The following is a 16699-nucleotide window of genomic DNA, read 5'->3' as shown; positions in this document are numbered from 1 at the left end:
CCGACAGCGCCCAGGCGGTGCGGGCCGGGTCGGTCCTATGGCGTGAGCAGGAAATTCATGTGCGTGACGACCGAGCCGCGTATTTCGGCTCCTTCGTCGCCTACGCGGCGGTCACTCGGACGCGAGCCGGGCCGCGAACGGCGGATGCTCGGTCTCGCTGCGCTCGAAAGACGTGGTTGCGGTGCGCTGGGCGCGTCGGCGTTCGAGTCCGCTACTTCGGTGCATGCGATTCGCAGTGGCCGGCTGTCGGTTGGGCGTCCGAGGATTGTTGTGGGGGTCGCGCCCGCGCGGTGCGGTTGGTGATTTCCAGCGCGGCGCTGAGCGGCCTGGTTCGTGAACCGGCTCTTACGATCGCTTGTGGCCGAAACCGAGGCGTCGCGCCAGGCGGGCCATGAGCTGGGACATTCGCGACGGGAAGGAATCCGGTTCGGGGATGCGTACCGGGCGGACGCGGCCGTTGTGCAGCGCGGTGATCTTCCAGCCCTGGTCGGTGCGGACGGTCACCAGTGTCTGGCGGGACAGGCGGCGTTCGGGCAGCCGGGAACGCCAGGGCATCAGGACCGATGCCGTGCCGTGCAGGATCGCCGCGTCGGGGGTGATGATGCGGATCGACTCGAGATCGCCGACCAGTGCCGAACCGGCCAGGACGCCGCGGAAGAGCTTGGCGTGGTTGGCCTGATGCTCGCTGCGGCCGATGGCTCGGGTGCCGTCGTAGGAGACGTAGTCGGAATCCTCGGTGAACAGCGCAGCGTAGGCGGCGGCGTCGTTATCGGTCCAGGCTTGCATGAGTTTGTCGAACAGGCCGCGCAGGGCTAGATCGTCGGCGCGGCGCTGGTCGAGTGTCGTGTTCATGGGAGCGTGCCTTTCGATGCTATGATTCGGACATCGAAATGTACGATAGACGAAAGTTTCGAATGTCGAAAGATGAATTGATCGGTGCGATCACGCAGGAGTTGCGGCTGCTGCAGCAGAGTTTCGACGCCTTCGACGAGGCCGCGGCGGTGCGCCTGGGATTGAATCGCACCGACCTGCGCTGCCTGGACATCGTGCTCGGCCGTGGGCCGCTGGCGGCGGGGGAGCTCAGCGTCGCGCTGCGACTGAGTCCCGCTGCCACCACCACCGTCGTCGACCGATTGGCGCGGGCCGGATTCGTCTCGCGCGCACAAGATCCCGGCAATCGGCGGCGGATACTGGTGGAAGGCACCGCGCGGGCCGAGGAGGTGGCGCGAGAGATCTTCGAGCCCGTCGGCATGGCGGGGGCCGACGCTCTCACTCGGTTCGACACCGACGAGCTGCACATCGCGCTCGACTTCCTGCGCACCGCACTGCGCGTGCACCAGGAGCAGACCGAGCGAGTGTCGCGTCTCGGTGAATCCGACTGACCGGCGCCGGGGCCGGGGCGAGCGGTGGCCTGGTTCGGGCGGCGTCTGCCGAACTGCGAGGATAGCGGGGTGTCCGGTCCCGAATCCTTCTCCTTCACCGTCGGTACGCGCCTGGACGGGCGGCACGGCCGGTCCGGTGTGATCGCCACGCCGCACGGGTCGATCGCCACGCCCGCCTTCATCCCGGTGGGCACCAAGGCGACAGTCAAGGCGGTCCTGCCGGAGACCATGCGGGAACTCGGCGCCCAAGCGCTGCTGGCGAACGCCTACCACCTCTACTTGCAGCCGGGCGCCGACATCGTGGACGAGGCGGGCGGGCTCGGCGCGTTCATGAACTGGCCGGGGCCGACCTTCACCGACAGCGGCGGGTTCCAGGTGATGTCACTGGGCGTCGGGTTCAAGAAGGTGCTCGCGATGGAAGCGGTCGACGTACGCAGCGACGACGTGATCGCACCCGGCAAAGAGCGGCTGGCCACCGTGGACGACGACGGTGTCACGTTCCGCTCCCACCTCGACGGTTCGGTGCACCGCTTCACGCCCGAGGTGTCGATGAACATCCAGCACCAGCTCGGCGCCGACATCATGTTCGCGTTCGACGAACTCACCACGCTGCTGAACACCCGCGCCTATCAGGAACAATCGGTGCAGCGCACCCACGAGTGGGCGCAGCGCTGCATCGATGAGCACGAGCGGCTGACCGCCGCGCGCACGCACCGGCCGTATCAAGCGCTGTTCGCCGTCGTCCAAGGCGCGCAGTACGAGGACCTGCGCCGAAAGGCATGCCGCGGACTCGAGTCGATTCGCGGAAACGCGGGAACGGGATTCGACGGTTACGGCATCGGCGGCGCGCTGGAGAAGCACAATCTGGGCGCCATCGTGGGGTGGTGCTGTGACGAGTTGCCCGAGGACAAACCGCGCCACATGCTGGGCATCAGCGAGCCGGAGGACATCTTCACCGCCATCGAGAACGGCGCGGACACCTTCGACTGCGTGAACCCGTCCCGGGTCGCCCGCAACGCCGCGATCTACGTCGACACCGGCCGGTTCAACATCAATACCAGCCGCTTTCGTCGCGACTTCACCCCGATTGATGAGAACTGCGACTGCTACACCTGCGCCAACTACACGCGCGCCTACCTCCATCACCTGTTCAAGGCCAAGGAGATGCTCGCCGCAACGCTGTGCACGATTCACAACGAGCGGTTCACGATTCGCCTGGTCGACCGGATCCGCGAGAGCATCGAGGGCGGTTACTTCGATGAACACAAGGCGCAGACACTGGGCTGCTGGAGAAGTAAGAAGGGCGCGGGGCACGAAGTGGATCGGTAACTCCGCGAAGTCTTCGATCGTCTCTCGTGGCCCGCGCCCTCTCGGGTCTGCCGGGAATTTCGTCAGGTGTGCAGCGGATCCACTTCGGTCGGCGAGTAGCTCGGTTCGTGCTTCTTGAGCAACGCGATCACTCGGTAGGTGATCGGGAGCACGAACACCTCGCAGAGGGTCTTCCAGATGAAGCCGACGATCACATAGTTGATGAACTGCTGCCAGGTATCGATGCCGATGGCGCCCGCGGCGATCGAGCAGAAGATCAGCGTGTCGGCGAACTCGCCGACGATGGTCGATCCGATCAGCCTGGCCCACAGGTACTTTTCCTTCGTCCGCTCCTTGATCAGCACCAACGTCGCGGAATTCAGCAGCTGGCCGACGAAGTACCCGGCCAGGCCCGCGATGACGAGCCGAGGCGTCGTCCCGAGGACGGTGCGGAACGCCTCTTGGTTGTCGTAGAAGCTCGCGGCGGGCAGCCGGATCGCGATGGCGAAGCACACGACCGTCAGCAGCAGGGCAGCGAAGCCGTAGTAGATGGCCCTCCGGGTGGCGCGGAAGCCGTACACCTCGCTCAGCACGTCGCCGAGGATGTAGGCCAGCGGGAACAGGAAGAATGCGCCGTCGGTGGCGATCGGAAGGATTTGCAGCGGCCCCAGCGACACCGATCGGTCGCCGAAGAACTCCACCCCCTTGGTGGCGCAGATGTTGGAAATGATCAGGGTTGCCGTGAAAAGGGCCACGATCGGTGCGTAGTACCCCCGCGCTACCTGGGCAAATGCCGCGTGGTCCGCGGGGCGTCCAGGCCCGCCGTGCTCTTGTGTGGTTTTCGACTCACTCACCCGCATCATCCAACCAGGTTGTGGAATACGCTGTAGCAATGACGAATCCCGGGGACTCCGACGAGTGGTGGAAGCAGTACGGTGGCCAAGGCGTGTCGCCGGAGTCCGGTGGACAGAATTCGGTCCCGCAATACCCGAGCCCGGAGCAGCAGCCGTCGGGCTACCCGTCGGCGCCGCAGTACCCGGTGCAGCCGCCTTCGCAGCCGATGACGCCGCCTCCGCAGCCGCAGTACCCCTCCTACCAGCAGCCCGCGCAGCCGTATCCGCAGCCGCAATACGGCTACCAGACTCCGTACCAGCCCTACGGAGTCCCGGCGCAGGGCACCAACGGCATGGCGATCGGTGCGCTGATCTCGTCGCTGGTCGGGTTCGTCACCTGCGGGCTCGGCTCGATCGTCGGCATCATCCTCGGCGTGATCGCGTTGAACCAGATCAAGCAGAACGGCCAGGAGGGCCGCGGTATGGCGCTCGCGGGCATCTGGATCGGCGTCGGCGCCATCGTGCTCGCCATCCTGTGGTTCGTCGTCGTGATCATTGCGGGGACGACCAGCGCGTAGTTCACCGTACGAGTCGAGCCATCGAGGTGCCATTCGCGAACGAATGGCACCTCGCCCGGCTCACGCGCAGTTGTAGGTCCCGCGTGTGACTTCCGTCGTCCCCGCGAACGTGAGGCCATGGGGAATGAACCGGATGCCGATGCAGTTACCGTTCTCGTAGTAGGTACCCGCGTCGACCGCGATGTCGGTCGCGACGAGCGCGATCACTCCCGCGCAGACGGTACCCGCCACATTGAGGGGAGCGCATATCAGGCCGGAACCGGCACCTACCAGCCAGCTCTTGTCTCTCGCGCTACGTGTCTGCGCGCGATCGAGCCGGACCGTGCAAGTGATGTTTCCGCAATCGCCCTGCGTCGATTGTGCTCCCGCCGCACCTGCCGGCAGGACGGTGCTCATACCGAGCACCGAGCTGACGAGAACGGTGGCGGCTGCCGCTGATCTGATGATGTTCATGCCGAGACTCTCTGTTGTTGCTGCTAACGGGGCCCGCGCGAGGAACTCGAGGCGCTACTCGGTTGCCTGGCCGTACGCAGGCTGACCGGACCCAACAGGTCCACGAAGTCGCGCGCTGCCATCTGGCGAATCCCCCCTTGACCTCACTACGCGGCCGCGTGGCCGGAGTGGGTTAGTGCGATCCTACTTTCACAACCCGGACAACGACAGGCATTATCGAGTCGATGTAGACGTAATTATCTGTCGGACAGAACGAATCAGGTGTAAGCGGTATGTGATCCTGCTTGTCCCGCAACAAAGAAAGCGGGTGTGCGCTGGTTCAGCGCACACCCGCTTCGCGGTTCCGGGCCTTCGGCGGATCAGGCCTTCACGACCTGGGTGCCGCCGGCGAACTTGTCGTGCCAGCCCTGCTTGTTCGGGTCCTGCTCGATGGTGATCGCGATGTAGATCGCCAAGCCGAACGACGCGAGGCCGCCGATGCAGTAGATGATGTTCAGGGCGACGAAGAGGTTGCGCTTGAGCGAGGTCTGCGGGTCGATCTTCGCCGCGCCACCGGGAGCCAGGATCTTCAGTCCGAGGATCTTCTTGCCGAAGGTGGCGCCCTGGGAGGTCTCCAGCAGCACGTAGTAGCCGACGATTACGACGTAGGCGATGGCGGTGGCGAGAATGCCGCCGATGAAGCCGCCGATGCCGTACGCGACCAGCCAGTAGACGATGCCTGCCGGAATGCCGCTGAAGATGGCGTCGAGGACGCGTGCTCCGAACCGGGTCAAGAGGTCGCCGGGTTGTCCGCTGTAGTTGTTGAACCCGGGCTGCTGCGGGTACTGACCGTAGGGTTCCTGCCCGTACTGGGGCTGCTGTCCGTACTGCGGCTGCTGTCCGTATTGCGGCTGCTGTTGGCCGTACTGGGGCTGTTGCCCGTATTGCGGCTGCTGTTGGCCGTACTGGGGCTGTTGCCCGTATTGCGGCTGCTGCTGGCCGTACTGGTCGCCCCCCTGGGGGTACGGCTGGCCGTACGGCTGCCCGCCCTGCGGATACTGGTTGGGGTCGTACCCACCGCTTGTCATAGTTGTTTGTCCTCGTCGATTGATCAGTAGTTGGACGATGCGTACGTTACGGACATGGGCTGCTTCGCAACAACCCGTCCACGTCGAATACCGACGGTTCACGGGGTAGCCGCCGGGTGTCGAAACGCTCGAGTAGCTCGGACGACGATGTCGCGGTGAAGCCGAGCGAAGCGGCCAGTGCCGAGACTACTTCCTCCGGCGTGTTGCCGAGCGCCAATCGTTCGCGGAGTGTCACCGCCCCATCCCGTTTCGCCAGCCGCCGCCCCTCCGAATTGAGCACCAGCGGCACGTGGGCATAGTGCGGTACAGGCAGATCGAGCAGCGTCGCGAGGTATGCCTGTCGCGGGGTCGATGGCAGCAGGTCGTCGCCGCGAACCACTTGGTCGACGCCCTGCGCCGCGTCGTCCACCACGACGGCGAGGTTGTAGGCGGGGATGCCGTCACCGCGCCGTAGCACCACGTCGTCGACCGGGCCCCGGTAGCGACCGTGCAACTGGTCGTACACCTCGAACTCGGTGGCCGTGGCGCGCAGCCGGAGTGCGGCCGGGCGGCCCTGCGCGCGCAACCGCTCGCGCTCCAAGGGAATCAGGGTGCGGCAGGTTCCGGGATAGGCGCCCATCGGTCCGTGCGGCGCCGTCGCTGCTTTCTGTATCTCCCTTCGCGTGCAGAAGCATTCGTAGGTGAGCCCGGCGGCGGTGAGGCGTTCGATGGCCGCCTCGTACTGCGGCAACCGATCGGACTGTCGTACCACGGGCCCGTCCCAATCCACGCCGATCGCGGCGAGATCGTCGAGCTGCCGCTGCTCCGCACCGGGCCGCACTCGATCCAGGTCATCGATCCGGAGCAGGAAGCGGCGGCCGGTGGAACGAGCGAATGCCCAGGCAAGCAGTGCGGTGCGGAGATTGCCGAGATGCAGGTCCCCGGACGGGCTCGGCGCATACCGGCCCGCACCCGGCTCAGGCACGGGCTCGTCTGATGGACGATGAGAAGCGCACCCCGGCCATGGTAGAAGCGAGGCGATCAGCCGCGCAGACGCGGCCGCAGGTCGGCGTCCGCCGGTTCGCCGCCCGCTTCCAGCGTCGCGAGCAGAGCTTCGGCGTGGGCGATCAATCCGGGTAGGTCGATATCGTAGGGCGCCTGCCCGCTCTCCGGTCGGTATGCCGTCATCCGCGACACTGCGCGGGCGAGCAGTGTACGCGCCCCTTTGGGATTTCCGCGCTGTATGTGCGTCAGACCGACAGCGAACTGCGCGAGCGCCTGCCACAGCATCCGCTCGGCGAACGATCCGTTCTTCCATGCGGCCTCTAAAACCTCGTGTGCATTGAATGCGAGTCCCTCGTCCAGCAGTTGCTGGGCGAAGGTCAAGGTTTGCTGGGGCGGAAGATCGAGATCATCCGGAATTCGGGCAACTCCGGTACTGCCGGGAGGCAGCGGACGCCCGAGGCGGTCGCGCGGACGGGCATTACGGGCGCGACCTGCGTCGTCTCGATCGCGTTCGACCATAGGTTCCATCATGCACGGCCGCTGTGCCGCCGTCGACGCTGCCCTCGGCCGGAGGGGAATTGTCGGCCGATAACAGAGCAATCACATCCGTTAAAAACATTGTGGTACGCCAGTGTTTGGAATGAATACCTAGGGTCGGCAATGTTCCCGCAACCCTGCTGCTTCGCAAACGTGTGTGGTTGCGATGATTGAATAGGCAAGAGCCGGGCAAACTTTCGAAGGACCTGCTAGTGTTACCGCGCGGGGACGGGCCCCGCGCGAGGTTAATTTCCTCTCGAACTCGATGTGCGATATCGACGCACCGGGAAAGTGGGCTCCGGCAAAAGGTGCACCACGGGATTCGGCTTTCCAGTCGGATACCGCTGCTAGCTGGAACGATGTCAGGAGAAATCTCGCTCTCGACGCAGCAAAGGAGCTAGTACCGTGGAGGTTGGTTGGACGGGCGCTGTATGGCGCAAGAGCACATACAGCGGTCCGGATGGCGCGTGTGTGGAAGTAGCTTTTCTCGTCGACGGCCGTGTCGCGGTTCGTGACACCAAAGCCAGTGGACGTGGTCCGGTCTTGGCGTTTGCGCCGGGTGAGTGGGATGCATTCCTAGTGGGGGTCTCGACGGGAGCATTCCGGTGCGGCTGAACTGCTCCGGAATCGCCTGAACAAGGCAAAGCGGGCCCCGGGTCGTATCGGACTCGGGGCCTTCGCGGTTTTCCGGGCGGGTCGGGTGCCGAATGTTCAGTGGGCGGAACCGTTTCCGTCGCCGTTCGCCCGTTCCTGAACCTTGCGCAGCACCGCGAGTTGCTTGCGTTCCTCTTCGTGCTCGATCTCGAAGTGCTTGGCGCTCTCGTCCCGCGGATCCGCGCGCAGGAAGCTGCCGGTGCCCGGCTTGCCCGCCGCGCCCAGCTTGCTCATCTTCTTCGGCACGGGCGCGCCCTGGTACTCCAGCGGAACCGGGTGGCCATGCTTGTCCACCGGGCCGAGCGGCTGGTGGACCTCTATGTACTCGCCGTGCGGCAGGCGCACGAGCACGCCGGTCTCCACCCCGTGGTCGAGCACGGCCCGGTCGCTGCGCTGCAGGCCGATGCAGATGCGGTAGGCCAGGAAATAGGCGATCGGGGGCGCGAGCAGCAGGCCGATGCGTCCGGCCCAGGTCGTCGCGTTGAGCGAGATGTGGAACTTGTACGCGATGATGTCGTTGACGCACGACAGCGTGAGCACCGTGTAGAACGCGATGGCCATCGCGCCGATGGCCGTGCGAACGGGCACGTCGCGGGGACGTTGCAGCAGGTTGTGGTGCGCGCCGATGTCGCCGGTGAGCCGCTTCTCGATCCAGGGATAGGCGATGAGGACGACGAAGACCAGCCCCATGATCACGGCGACCCAGAAGACGGCGGGCACGGTGTAACGGCCCAGGTACAGCTCCCACGGCGGCATCAATCGCGCCATGCCGTCGGTCCACATCATGTAGAAGTCCGGCTGCGAACCCGCCGACACCTGCGACGGGTTGTACGGACCCAGGTTCCAGATCGGATTGATCTGGAAGATGCCGCCGAGCAGGCCCACGATGCCGAGGGTGAAGGCGAAGTACGCGCCCTGGTCGGCGGCGAACACCGGCACGATCCGGGCGCCGACCACGTTGTTCTCCGTGCGACCTGGGCCGGGGAACTGGGTGTGCTTCTGGTACCACACCAGCGCCACGTGCGCGGCGATCAACGCCAGGATGATGCCGGGGAACAGCAGCACGTGCGCGACGTAGAGCCGCGGAATGATGATGTCGCCGGGGAAGTCGCCGCCGAACATCAGCCAGTGCAGCCAGGTGCCGATGATCGGGATCGAGATCGTGATGCCGGAGAACGCGGCCCGCAGGCCGGTGCCCGAGAGCAGGTCGTCGGGCAGCGAGTAGCCGAAGAAGCCCTCGAACATCGCCAGGATCAGCAGCAGTGAACCGAGCACCCAGTTCGCCTCACGCGGCTTGCGGAACGCGCCGGTGAAGAAGATACGGAACAGGTGCACGATGATCGAGGTCGCGAACAGCAGCGCCGCCCAGTGATGCACCTGCCGCACGAACAGGCCGCCACGAACCTCGAAGGACAGATTCAGCGCCGTCTCGTACGCCCGGGACATGGTCACGCCGCGCATCGGCTGGTAGGAGCCGTTGTAGACGACCTCCGTCATGGACGGGTCGAAGAACAGTGTCAGGTAGACGCCCGACAGCAGCAGGATGATGAAGCTGTAGAGCGCGATCTCGCCGAGCAGGAACGACCAATGCGTGGGGAACACCTTGTTGATCGACCGCTTGACGAACGCGGCGGCCTTATATCGCTCGTCCGCCTCATCGGCTTGGTTGGCGATTCTGCGAGCTAGATCTATAGCCATGACCGACACCCCGCCTGGGTGAGTGGTATCCGTTCCTACTACAGACGGTAGCAGAGCTGCGTGGCGGAATCGATGGGATTTTCCGGACGGAATTGTGGAACAAGATCATTCACATTGCTCCGGCCCGCCGGAGGCGATCCGGCCCGAGTCGATATCGTTTTACCTGTGAGCGCGATGGCACCGCAGGACGCGACGATGTTTTGGTTGTCCGAACGTACGCGCAACGACCTTTTTCTGTTGTATTGCTTCGCCGATCGTGGACTGCCCACGGTTGAACTGCGCGCCGCCGTCGCCGAACGGAGCGCGCGGATCGACGACCTTGGGGTCCGGCTGCGCGAACTGCCCGCGGACATCGATTACCCGATGTGGACCCGATGCGAATTCGGCGCCGAGCAATTCGTGGAACACGAACTGCCGGAGCGCAGTTGGTCGTGCTTGCTGGAGGTCCTCGGCGATCTGCTCGGCACCGGAGTCGATGCCGCCGTGCACCCGTGGCGGCTGCACGTGTTCCGTGCCATCGCCGACGCGCCGGGGCTGGGCGGCGAGCCCGCGCTGGTGGCGGTGCTCCAGATGTCCCATGCCCTGGCCGATGGGCGGCGGTCCTCAGCGATCGCGCGTGCGCTGTTCTCGGAGACTCCCGCGGTCGAAGACGGAAGCCGGATGACTTCGGCGGCGCCCGGAGCGGCGGGTTCGGCGGCGGACGCCAGGACCGCGCCCGGATCGCGGCTGGAGACCCTCGCGCGGCGGCCGGAGGTCACGGCACGGGCGCGGACGATCGGTGACGCGGTGTCGGCGGCCGGGGTGCTGGTCGACTCGGCGGTAGGTGTGCTGCGCACGCCGGTCCGGGTGGCGGCGACCGCGGTCCGCGGCTACCAGGCATTACGGGCGCAGCGGCGGCTCGCGGAACTGACCGAATCGGGTGAAGTGCCGCCACCCGCAGCCGGTTTCCCGCCGAGTGTGCTGAATCGGTCTTCACCGCAAGGCATCTCGCGGCACGAAGCTCGAATGCTGGTGTTCCCCTCCGCCGACCTGCGGGTGCCCGGCCGCACCGTCACGGTGGTCGTCTTGACCGCGGTGTCGCTGGCGCTCGCCCGCTACCTGGCCGAGGTGGGCGAGCCGGTGGAGCGGCTCGGTGCGCAGGTGCCGATGGCGCTTCCCGAAGCCGGCCGCGCACGCAACAACTATCGCGGTCTCGGCGTCGACCTGTTCATCGACGAGCCCGATCTGCGCCTGCGCGCCGACAAGATCGCCGCGGCGCTCGCCGACCGGCGCGTCCGCGCCCAGCACCCGCTGCTGTCCGCGCAGGGCCGGGTCACCGCGGCCATGCCGGCCCCGCTGCTGCGCCGCGACGTGGATCGCTACCCCCTCGACGCCGTGCCCGACTCGATCGCGGGCCACACCGTCGTCTCGAGTGTCGACCGTGGTCCAGCCGATCTTTCGTTCGGTGGCGGCGCGGTACGGTTCACGGCCGGGTTCCCGGCCCTCGGTTCCGTCATGCATCTCACCCACGGCGTGCACGGACTCGGCGACACCGTCACCATCTCCCTGCACGCCGACCCGGCGGTGCTGCCCGACCTCGACGCCTACGCCGCCCACCTGCGTGCCGCGCTGCTCGAAGCGCACCTCACGCGGGTCGACTCCGCTCCGGCGTCGCCATCGGTGTGACGAGCCCGCCGGTCAAGAACGGGCGAGGGCCGGCTGCGGCGCGGCCTGGTGCACTTCGGCGGAGATCTTGATATCCAGTTCGAGCCGGGTTGCGTTGATGACCGAGCGCTCCTCCTCGACGGTGTTCTCGATCGCCCGCGACCACAGCGCCTGGATTTCGGTGATCTCTTCGGCGGTGGCCTCGCCGTCGAATTCGATCCGGCGGCGCTGCAAACTGATGTTGAGCGCCGCGGTGAGCGTGCGCATCAGGTCCTCGCAGCGATTGGGGATCTTGCGATGCGACACGACGCGCAGGTTGCTGATGTAGCCTCGCGAGCCGGTGATGATCTGCCGGATCTCCGTATCGACCTCATCGAGCTCGTCGGCCTCCCAGAGTTCGCAATGCAGCAACTGCTGGCGGACGTCGCTCGAGATGGACAGCACGGACGAGACCGCGGTCAGCACCGATTCCCGCCGCCACTTGTCGTGCTCGCGCCGCTCGGCCGCCGCGTTGGTCGACTCCACATTGCGCTGCGCCGCGTCCAAGGTGACCCGGTTCCGCTCGTCCGCGGCGGTGAGTGCCGCACGGTTCGTGCGGTTGTTGACCAGCACGCCGACCAATGCCGCAATGGCAACGATGAGAGAACCGAAGAGCGGGAGCCACTGAGTCACGGAGAAGATCATTCCACCGGAATGGGCAGTCGCACAGCCCAGATCGGACGAACTGGGCTCGTCCGGCAACCCGAGGGGAATCTGAAAGCTCGACCGGTGTCAGTCCCGTGCGGCGCCGTTCGGCCACACGACATCGACCGGCACACCACGTTCACGCGCGAGCTCGACCACCGCGCCCACCGTCACGAACTGCCCGGTGCGGTTGTACACCCCCGCCAGCTTCTTCGCGACACGGTCGGACGCGGTTTGCTCGACCACTTGCAACGCAGTATGGCCGGCGCGAAGAAACCGTGCCCGCCATCCTCCAGTGCTAGGTTCACTCCGATGAAGCTGCTCGTTATCACTAGCGGCCCTCCGACATGGTCCACTCGCTGGTTTCTGTTGCGCCGCCACATGCACGCCTGGTTCCGGCGTGAATCCCGCGAGCCCGGCTATACCGGTGAGGGCCAGTGGCATCCTCACCGCGAGTACGGCGGTTGGGTTATCCGTCCGGCCACTGGGTGGCGTCGGTTCCGCTGGATAACCCCGCCCCTGCACCACACGCGCACCATCCCCGCCGACGACATGTACGCCCTCGGCACGTGGATGTTGGAGAAGCTGGAGAAGTAGGCCGGCACACCGGATACAGCGATTCGGCCCGCGCCCGAATCAATGGAGGTGGGGGCGCGTTATTCGTCGGACAGGCTGACCGACGCAGGTCACGGAGTCGGCATCTGCCCGCCGGGTCACCCTCCAGCGGCGCTACGACCGAGCCGACATCTCTTCGATGCGTTTGGCCACCGATGAGAAAAGACCTGGTCAGAACGGAGTAAAACCGTCCTGACCAGGCCTTTCTTCGGCGGAGGATAGGGGATTTGAACCCCTGAGGGCGTTAACCCAACCCGCGTTCCAGGCGAGCGCCATAGGCCACTAGGCGAATCCTCCGTGGAGCAGCATACCGGTAGCCCCCGGCCGGTCGCCAAATAGGTGGGGTGACGTGGGGGAAGTGCCTGGTCGATCGGGGGTGGTGGACCCGGAAGATGGGTTTGCGGGCCGGAGGCGCTACACTGGCCGACGGATCCCGCGCGGCGCGCATCCTGTGAATCCCCCCAGGGCCGGAAGGCAGCAAGGGTCAACGGGCTCTGCCGGGTGCGCGGGGTCCCCTTTCATTGGCCTCGTGCGGTGCCCGGCCGGTGCGGGCGCGGTTCGGTTTCGCCTCTGCATCCCGCCCTCGGATAACGCCTCCAATTCCGGCCGCTGCACGGGTAACGTGAACACCGTCCGCGGGTGCACGTGCGTCTGCGCGGACAACTGTTCGGTCGCCGCCGCACATCGGTCCGGCCAAACCCATCGTCCCCTCGCTGCTTGAAAGGCTGCCCAGGATGCCCCGGCAAACGCAGATCGGTTTGATGAGCCATGAGGAGCTCGTGCTCGAGCACGACACCCAGACCGCGAACTACGCGACGCTCAAGACCGAGAAGCTCACGCTGGACCTGACCCGGGGGAAACCTTCGCCGGAGCAACTCGACCTGTCCGCCGAACTGCTGCGCCTGCCCGGCGACGGCGATTTCCGTGACGGCACCGGCACCGACTGCCGCAACTACGGTGGCCTGCACGGTCTCCCGGAACTACGCGCGATCTTCGGCGAGCTGCTCGGCATCCCGGTGGACAACCTGCTCGCGGGCAACAACGCCAGCCTCGAGCTGATGCACGACGTGATCACTTACGCGATGCTGTACGGCACGAATGATTCCGAGCGCCGCTGGGCCGCCGAGGACACGCTGAAGTTCCTGTGCCCCGCCCCCGGTTATGACCGGCACTTCGCGATCACCGAGGCGCTCGGCTTCGAGATGATCCCGATCCCGATGCGCCACGACGGCCCGGACACCCACGCCATCGCCGAGCTGCTGGCGAGCGATCCGCAGATCAAGGGTCTGTGGGCGGTGCCGAACTACTCCAACCCGACCGGCGTCGTCTTCTCCGAAGAGGTTGTCCGCGAACTCGTTTCGATGCCCGCCGCAGCGCCCGACTTCCGGTTGTTCTGGGACAACGCGTATGCGGTGCACCCGCTCACCGACACCGCGGCCCCGGTGATCGACGTGCTCGGGCTGGCCGCCGCCGCCGGAAATCCGAACCGCCCGTTGGTGTTCGCTTCCACCTCGAAGATCACCTTCGCGGGCGCGGGCGTGAGCTTCATCGGCGGTTCCACCGCGAACCTGGACTGGTATCTGAGCCACGCCTCGAAGAAGAGCATCGGCCCGGACAAGATCAACCAGCTGCGCCACCTGCGCTTCTTCCGCGATGCCGACGGCGTGCGCGCGCACATGCAGAAGCACCGCGCCATCCTGGAGCCGAAGTTCGCCCTGGTGCTGAAGATCCTCGAGGACCGCCTCGGCGCCTCCAAGGTGGCCTCCTGGACCGAGCCCAAGGGCGGCTACTTCATCAGCCTCGACGTGCTCGAGGGCACCGCGGCGCGGGTGATCGCCCTCGCCAAGGAGGCGGGCATCGCGCTCACCGCGGCCGGTTCGGCCTTCCCGTACCGGAACGATCCGGAGGACAAGAACATCCGGATCGCGCCGAGCTTCCCGAAGCTGCCCGAGCTGGAGAAGGCGATGGACGGGCTGGCCACGTGCGTGCTGCTGGCGGCCACCGAGAGGCTGCTCGGCAAGTAGGAGCAGACCCCGACGATTGATCGCCCGGCATGGATTTCGTGCCGGGCGTTCCCGTCTGTATCGAACGCCGGAGGCGCGGCCGAAACGAAGGAGACAGTGTTCCGATCGAGGCGGGACGGCTGGCTGCGCTGCCGAAGAGCCCGCTTCGAGCCGTGCTGCGACGCGCGCACAGCTGGCAGCACTGACGGAAACCGCGCCGCGAACGGGACCCTGACCGAGGCCCGACGCTTACCCGGTCTCCAGCAGTTCCTTCAACCTCGCCAGGTCCGCGCGATTCGCCCGCCGGATCGCTGCTTCCAGCACGGGCGCGGCCAGCCTTCGCAGGCCCCTCGGCTCGCCCTGGTTGCGCAGCGTCATGCGGGTACCGCCTTCGGACGTATCGGCCCAGGTGTAGGTGGTCTCCATCGGAAACGGACCTGTCACGGCACGCATCACCAGCCGCAGGCCGGGCGCGTAGTCGGCCACCTCGTAGGTATAGGTGAGCCTGCCGCCGAGAAAGTGGGCGACGAACGTCATCCGCGAGCCCACGCGCAGCGGCGGCTCCGTTTCCCACGTGACGCTGTGGATGCGCGAGTACCAGGCCGGAGCGTGCCCCGGATCGGCCGAATACGCGGCGACCAGTTCGCGCGATCGGTTGATCACGACGTCGGTCAGCACGTCGACGGCCATCGGCCGGGTCAGCGCGGTTTGTGCGCGAGGACGGCGAACATCGTCACCGAGAGATGGATGTCGCCGTTGGCGGCGCCCGCGTCGAGGTCGGCGAGCAGTTGATCGCGTTCCGTTTCGGTGATCGCGCCGCGCGCGACCGCCATCGCCGAGATCCTGGTGATCAGCGAGCCCGCGCCCACGCTGCGGTCCTGCACCAGGGCCTCCGAGCCGATGTCGTCGACCACCAGGCCCGCCTTGGTGAGCAGGCCGGGCAGGCGACGGCCCGACAGCGGATTGGTGGTCGCCGACACGAGTGTGTCGATCACCTCGCGGACAACCCGCCGGTCACCGGGGTGCACGATCGCCGTGCCCCAATCGCTGTCCACCACGACCACGCGGCCGCCGGGACGCAACACGCGGGCGATCTCGTTGGCCGCGCGGGCGGGGGCGGTGAGGTGCTGGAAGACGCGCTCGCACAGAACGGCGTCGAAGCAGTCCGCGCCGAACGGCACGCCGTAGGCATCCCCCGAGTGGAATTTGGCCGTCGAGCCGGCCTCAGCGGCACGGCGCTCGGCGGAGGCGAGCAGCTGCGGGTCCGGCTCGACGCCGACCGCGCTGCCGTTCGGGCCGACCGCTTCGGCGAAGGTGATGACCTCCGACCCGGTGCCGGAGCCGATGTCCACGGCGTGTTCGCCCGGCCGCAGCGCGAGCGCTTCGTGCGCCCAGGTGCGCAAGCGGCGGATACCGGGCAGCGCGGCCTGTAGGTCGCGCACGTCGACGAGCTGGTCGTGGCCTGCCCGGTCGAACCGATCGGGGCGCAATGCGTAGGTGTTCATGGGCCCGTGTCCATCCCTGGCCGTTGCCGTCGTCTTGGTCGGTGTCGCCGTCGTCTGAGGCATGGCCTGGAGCCTACGCGGCAGGTCATCTACCCGCGCGTAGGGGATGTGAGGTGGGTCACTATCGCTGACGACTAGTCTGGTACTGCCCGAATAGACGGAGAGGCGGGACAGTGACGCGCACGCTGTGCCTGGCGCAGGACGCCGAGGCGGATCGGCTACTGACCGAGGACCATTTCGCCACGCTGCTCGGCATGCTGCTGGACCAGCAATATCCGATGGAGCACGCCTTCCGCGGCCCGAAGAAGATCGCCGACCGGATGGGCGGCTTCGACATCCAGCGCATCGCCGAGGCCGATCCGCAGGAGTTCGAGGATCTCGCCGCGACCCCGCCCGCGATCCACCGCTACGGGCGGTCCATGGCCCGGCGCGCCCAGGAGCTGGCTCGCTACGTCATCGAGCACTACGACGGCAAGGCCGAGAACATCTGGACCGCGGGAGACCCGGACGGCAAGGAGGTGCTGCGCCGCCTGCGGGACCTCCCCGGCTACGGCGAGCAGAAGGCGAAAATCTTCCTGGCCCTGCTGGGCAAGCAACGTGGCGTGCGGCCGGAAGGCTGGCGCGCGGCGGCGGGCGCGTACGGCGACGAGGGCTCGCGCCGTTCGGTTGCCGACGTTACCGACGCCGAATCCCTCGCGCAGGTAAGGGAATTCAAGAAGCAGGCGAAAGCGGCAGCCAAAGCGAAGTAGTCCGG

At 66.6% G+C, this 16699-nt stretch carries 19 protein-coding genes, 1 tRNA gene and 1 other RNA gene; 9 read left to right on the top strand and 12 right to left on the bottom strand.

What is annotated here, in order from left to right; genetic code table 11:
* Positions 1 to 345: 345 nt before the first annotated feature.
* The gene (locus tag AB0L97_RS29975) at positions 346 to 852 is read right to left on the bottom strand and encodes an SgcJ/EcaC family oxidoreductase (protein ID WP_364435989.1); all 507 of its coding nucleotides are present in this window, start codon (positions 850 to 852) and stop codon (positions 346 to 348) included.
* 62 nt (positions 853 to 914) lie between these two features.
* On the opposite strand from AB0L97_RS29975, the gene AB0L97_RS29970 reads away from it, so the two are divergent.
* Positions 915 to 1382 carry a MarR family transcriptional regulator gene (locus AB0L97_RS29970; protein ID WP_364435986.1) on the top strand — a complete coding sequence of 156 codons (468 nt, stop codon included), beginning with the start codon at positions 915 to 917 and terminating at the stop codon, positions 1380 to 1382.
* A 69-nt stretch (positions 1383 to 1451) separates the two neighbouring features.
* Complete coding sequence (tgt, locus tag AB0L97_RS29965) at positions 1452 to 2711, top strand: tRNA guanosine(34) transglycosylase Tgt (RefSeq protein WP_364435983.1); 1260 nt, start codon at positions 1452 to 1454, stop codon at positions 2709 to 2711.
* A gap of 62 nt (positions 2712 to 2773) precedes the next feature.
* Here tgt and AB0L97_RS29960 read toward each other — a convergent pair whose 3' ends face one another.
* Complete coding sequence (locus AB0L97_RS29960; RefSeq protein WP_356963389.1) at positions 2774 to 3553, bottom strand: queuosine precursor transporter; 780 nt, start codon at positions 3551 to 3553, stop codon at positions 2774 to 2776.
* A 29-nt stretch (positions 3554 to 3582) separates the two neighbouring features.
* Here AB0L97_RS29960 and AB0L97_RS29955 point away from each other — a divergent pair, with 29 nt between their 5' ends.
* Complete coding sequence (locus AB0L97_RS29955; protein ID WP_356963390.1) at positions 3583 to 4101, top strand: DUF4190 domain-containing protein; 519 nt, start codon at positions 3583 to 3585, stop codon at positions 4099 to 4101.
* Between the two features lie 60 nt (positions 4102 to 4161).
* Here the strand turns inward: AB0L97_RS29955 and AB0L97_RS29950 are convergent, their stop codons facing one another.
* The 4 genes from AB0L97_RS29950 to AB0L97_RS29935 all read right to left on the bottom strand — a co-directional run bounded on the left by AB0L97_RS29950 (position 4162) and on the right by AB0L97_RS29935 (position 7124).
* Positions 4162 to 4554 carry a hypothetical protein gene (locus AB0L97_RS29950; protein ID WP_364435978.1) on the bottom strand — a complete coding sequence of 131 codons (393 nt, stop codon included), beginning with the start codon at positions 4552 to 4554 and terminating at the stop codon, positions 4162 to 4164.
* 359 nt (positions 4555 to 4913) lie between these two features.
* Positions 4914 to 5621: an RDD family protein gene (locus AB0L97_RS29945; protein WP_364435975.1), complete on the bottom strand. Its 708-nt coding sequence runs from the start codon at positions 5619 to 5621 to the stop codon at positions 4914 to 4916.
* A 46-nt stretch (positions 5622 to 5667) separates the two neighbouring features.
* Positions 5668 to 6585, bottom strand: coding sequence for a tRNA glutamyl-Q(34) synthetase GluQRS (gene gluQRS / locus AB0L97_RS29940; RefSeq protein WP_364435972.1), 918 nt, complete (start codon positions 6583 to 6585; stop codon positions 5668 to 5670).
* A gap of 56 nt (positions 6586 to 6641) precedes the next feature.
* Positions 6642 to 7124 carry a DUF309 domain-containing protein gene (locus tag AB0L97_RS29935; protein WP_356963394.1) on the bottom strand — a complete coding sequence of 161 codons (483 nt, stop codon included), beginning with the start codon at positions 7122 to 7124 and terminating at the stop codon, positions 6642 to 6644.
* 423 nt (positions 7125 to 7547) lie between these two features.
* On the opposite strand from AB0L97_RS29935, the gene AB0L97_RS29930 reads away from it, so the two are divergent.
* Positions 7548 to 7757 carry a DUF397 domain-containing protein gene (locus tag AB0L97_RS29930; RefSeq protein ID WP_356963395.1) on the top strand — a complete coding sequence of 70 codons (210 nt, stop codon included), beginning with the start codon at positions 7548 to 7550 and terminating at the stop codon, positions 7755 to 7757.
* Positions 7758 to 7853: 96 nt separating this feature from the next.
* Here the strand turns inward: AB0L97_RS29930 and AB0L97_RS29925 are convergent, their stop codons facing one another.
* Positions 7854 to 9494, bottom strand: a complete 1641-nt coding sequence (locus AB0L97_RS29925; protein ID WP_356963396.1) for a cytochrome bc complex cytochrome b subunit — start codon at positions 9492 to 9494, stop codon at positions 7854 to 7856.
* Positions 9495 to 9668: 174 nt separating this feature from the next.
* Between AB0L97_RS29925 and AB0L97_RS29920 the strand changes: the two genes are divergently transcribed.
* The gene (locus tag AB0L97_RS29920; RefSeq protein WP_364436000.1) at positions 9669 to 11159 is read left to right on the top strand and encodes a wax ester/triacylglycerol synthase domain-containing protein; all 1491 of its coding nucleotides are present in this window, start codon (positions 9669 to 9671) and stop codon (positions 11157 to 11159) included.
* A 12-nt stretch (positions 11160 to 11171) separates the two neighbouring features.
* Here the strand turns inward: AB0L97_RS29920 and AB0L97_RS29915 are convergent, their stop codons facing one another.
* Both AB0L97_RS29915 and AB0L97_RS29910 read right to left on the bottom strand, forming a co-directional pair.
* Positions 11172 to 11879 (bottom strand): hypothetical protein, encoded by a 708-nt coding sequence (locus AB0L97_RS29915; RefSeq protein ID WP_364435966.1) that lies wholly within the window; start codon positions 11877 to 11879, stop codon positions 11172 to 11174.
* A 30-nt stretch (positions 11880 to 11909) separates the two neighbouring features.
* Positions 11910 to 12068 carry a hypothetical protein gene (locus tag AB0L97_RS29910; protein WP_364435963.1) on the bottom strand — a complete coding sequence of 53 codons (159 nt, stop codon included), beginning with the start codon at positions 12066 to 12068 and terminating at the stop codon, positions 11910 to 11912.
* Positions 12069 to 12134: 66 nt separating this feature from the next.
* On the opposite strand from AB0L97_RS29910, the gene AB0L97_RS29905 reads away from it, so the two are divergent.
* On the top strand, positions 12135 to 12419 hold the full coding sequence (locus AB0L97_RS29905) for a hypothetical protein (RefSeq protein ID WP_364435960.1): 285 nt from the start codon (positions 12135 to 12137) through the stop codon (positions 12417 to 12419).
* A 230-nt stretch (positions 12420 to 12649) separates the two neighbouring features.
* Here the strand turns inward: AB0L97_RS29905 and AB0L97_RS29900 are convergent.
* Positions 12650 to 12734: transfer RNA gene (locus AB0L97_RS29900), tRNA-Ser, on the bottom strand.
* Positions 12735 to 12862: 128 nt separating this feature from the next.
* On the opposite strand from AB0L97_RS29900, the gene ffs reads away from it, so the two are divergent.
* Positions 12863 to 12957, top strand: an RNA gene (gene ffs / locus AB0L97_RS29895) — signal recognition particle sRNA small type.
* 214 nt (positions 12958 to 13171) lie between these two features.
* Positions 13172 to 14461 (top strand): aminotransferase class I/II-fold pyridoxal phosphate-dependent enzyme, encoded by a 1290-nt coding sequence (locus tag AB0L97_RS29890; protein ID WP_364435957.1) that lies wholly within the window; start codon positions 13172 to 13174, stop codon positions 14459 to 14461.
* A 228-nt stretch (positions 14462 to 14689) separates the two neighbouring features.
* Here the strand turns inward: AB0L97_RS29890 and AB0L97_RS29885 are convergent, their stop codons facing one another.
* Together AB0L97_RS29885 and AB0L97_RS29880 are read right to left on the bottom strand one after the other, a co-directional pair.
* Positions 14690 to 15130: an SRPBCC family protein gene (locus AB0L97_RS29885; RefSeq protein WP_364435954.1), complete on the bottom strand. Its 441-nt coding sequence runs from the start codon at positions 15128 to 15130 to the stop codon at positions 14690 to 14692.
* Between the two features lie 8 nt (positions 15131 to 15138).
* On the bottom strand, positions 15139 to 15945 hold the full coding sequence (locus AB0L97_RS29880; RefSeq protein WP_364435997.1) for a methyltransferase domain-containing protein: 807 nt from the start codon (positions 15943 to 15945) through the stop codon (positions 15139 to 15141).
* A 173-nt stretch (positions 15946 to 16118) separates the two neighbouring features.
* Between AB0L97_RS29880 and AB0L97_RS29875 the strand changes: the two genes are divergently transcribed.
* Entirely contained in the window at positions 16119 to 16694 is a 576-nt protein-coding gene (locus tag AB0L97_RS29875; RefSeq protein ID WP_356963408.1) for an HhH-GPD-type base excision DNA repair protein, read from the top strand.
* The last annotated feature ends 5 nt before the right edge of the window (positions 16695 to 16699 follow it).

It is taken from the genome of Nocardia sp. NPDC051911, from assembly GCF_040681035.1.
In the GTDB taxonomy this organism is placed as follows: domain Bacteria; phylum Actinomycetota; class Actinomycetes; order Mycobacteriales; family Mycobacteriaceae; genus Nocardia; species Nocardia sichangensis.
Note: the sequence above shows the minus strand (reverse complement) of the source record. Positions and strands in the feature narration are given on the sequence as shown.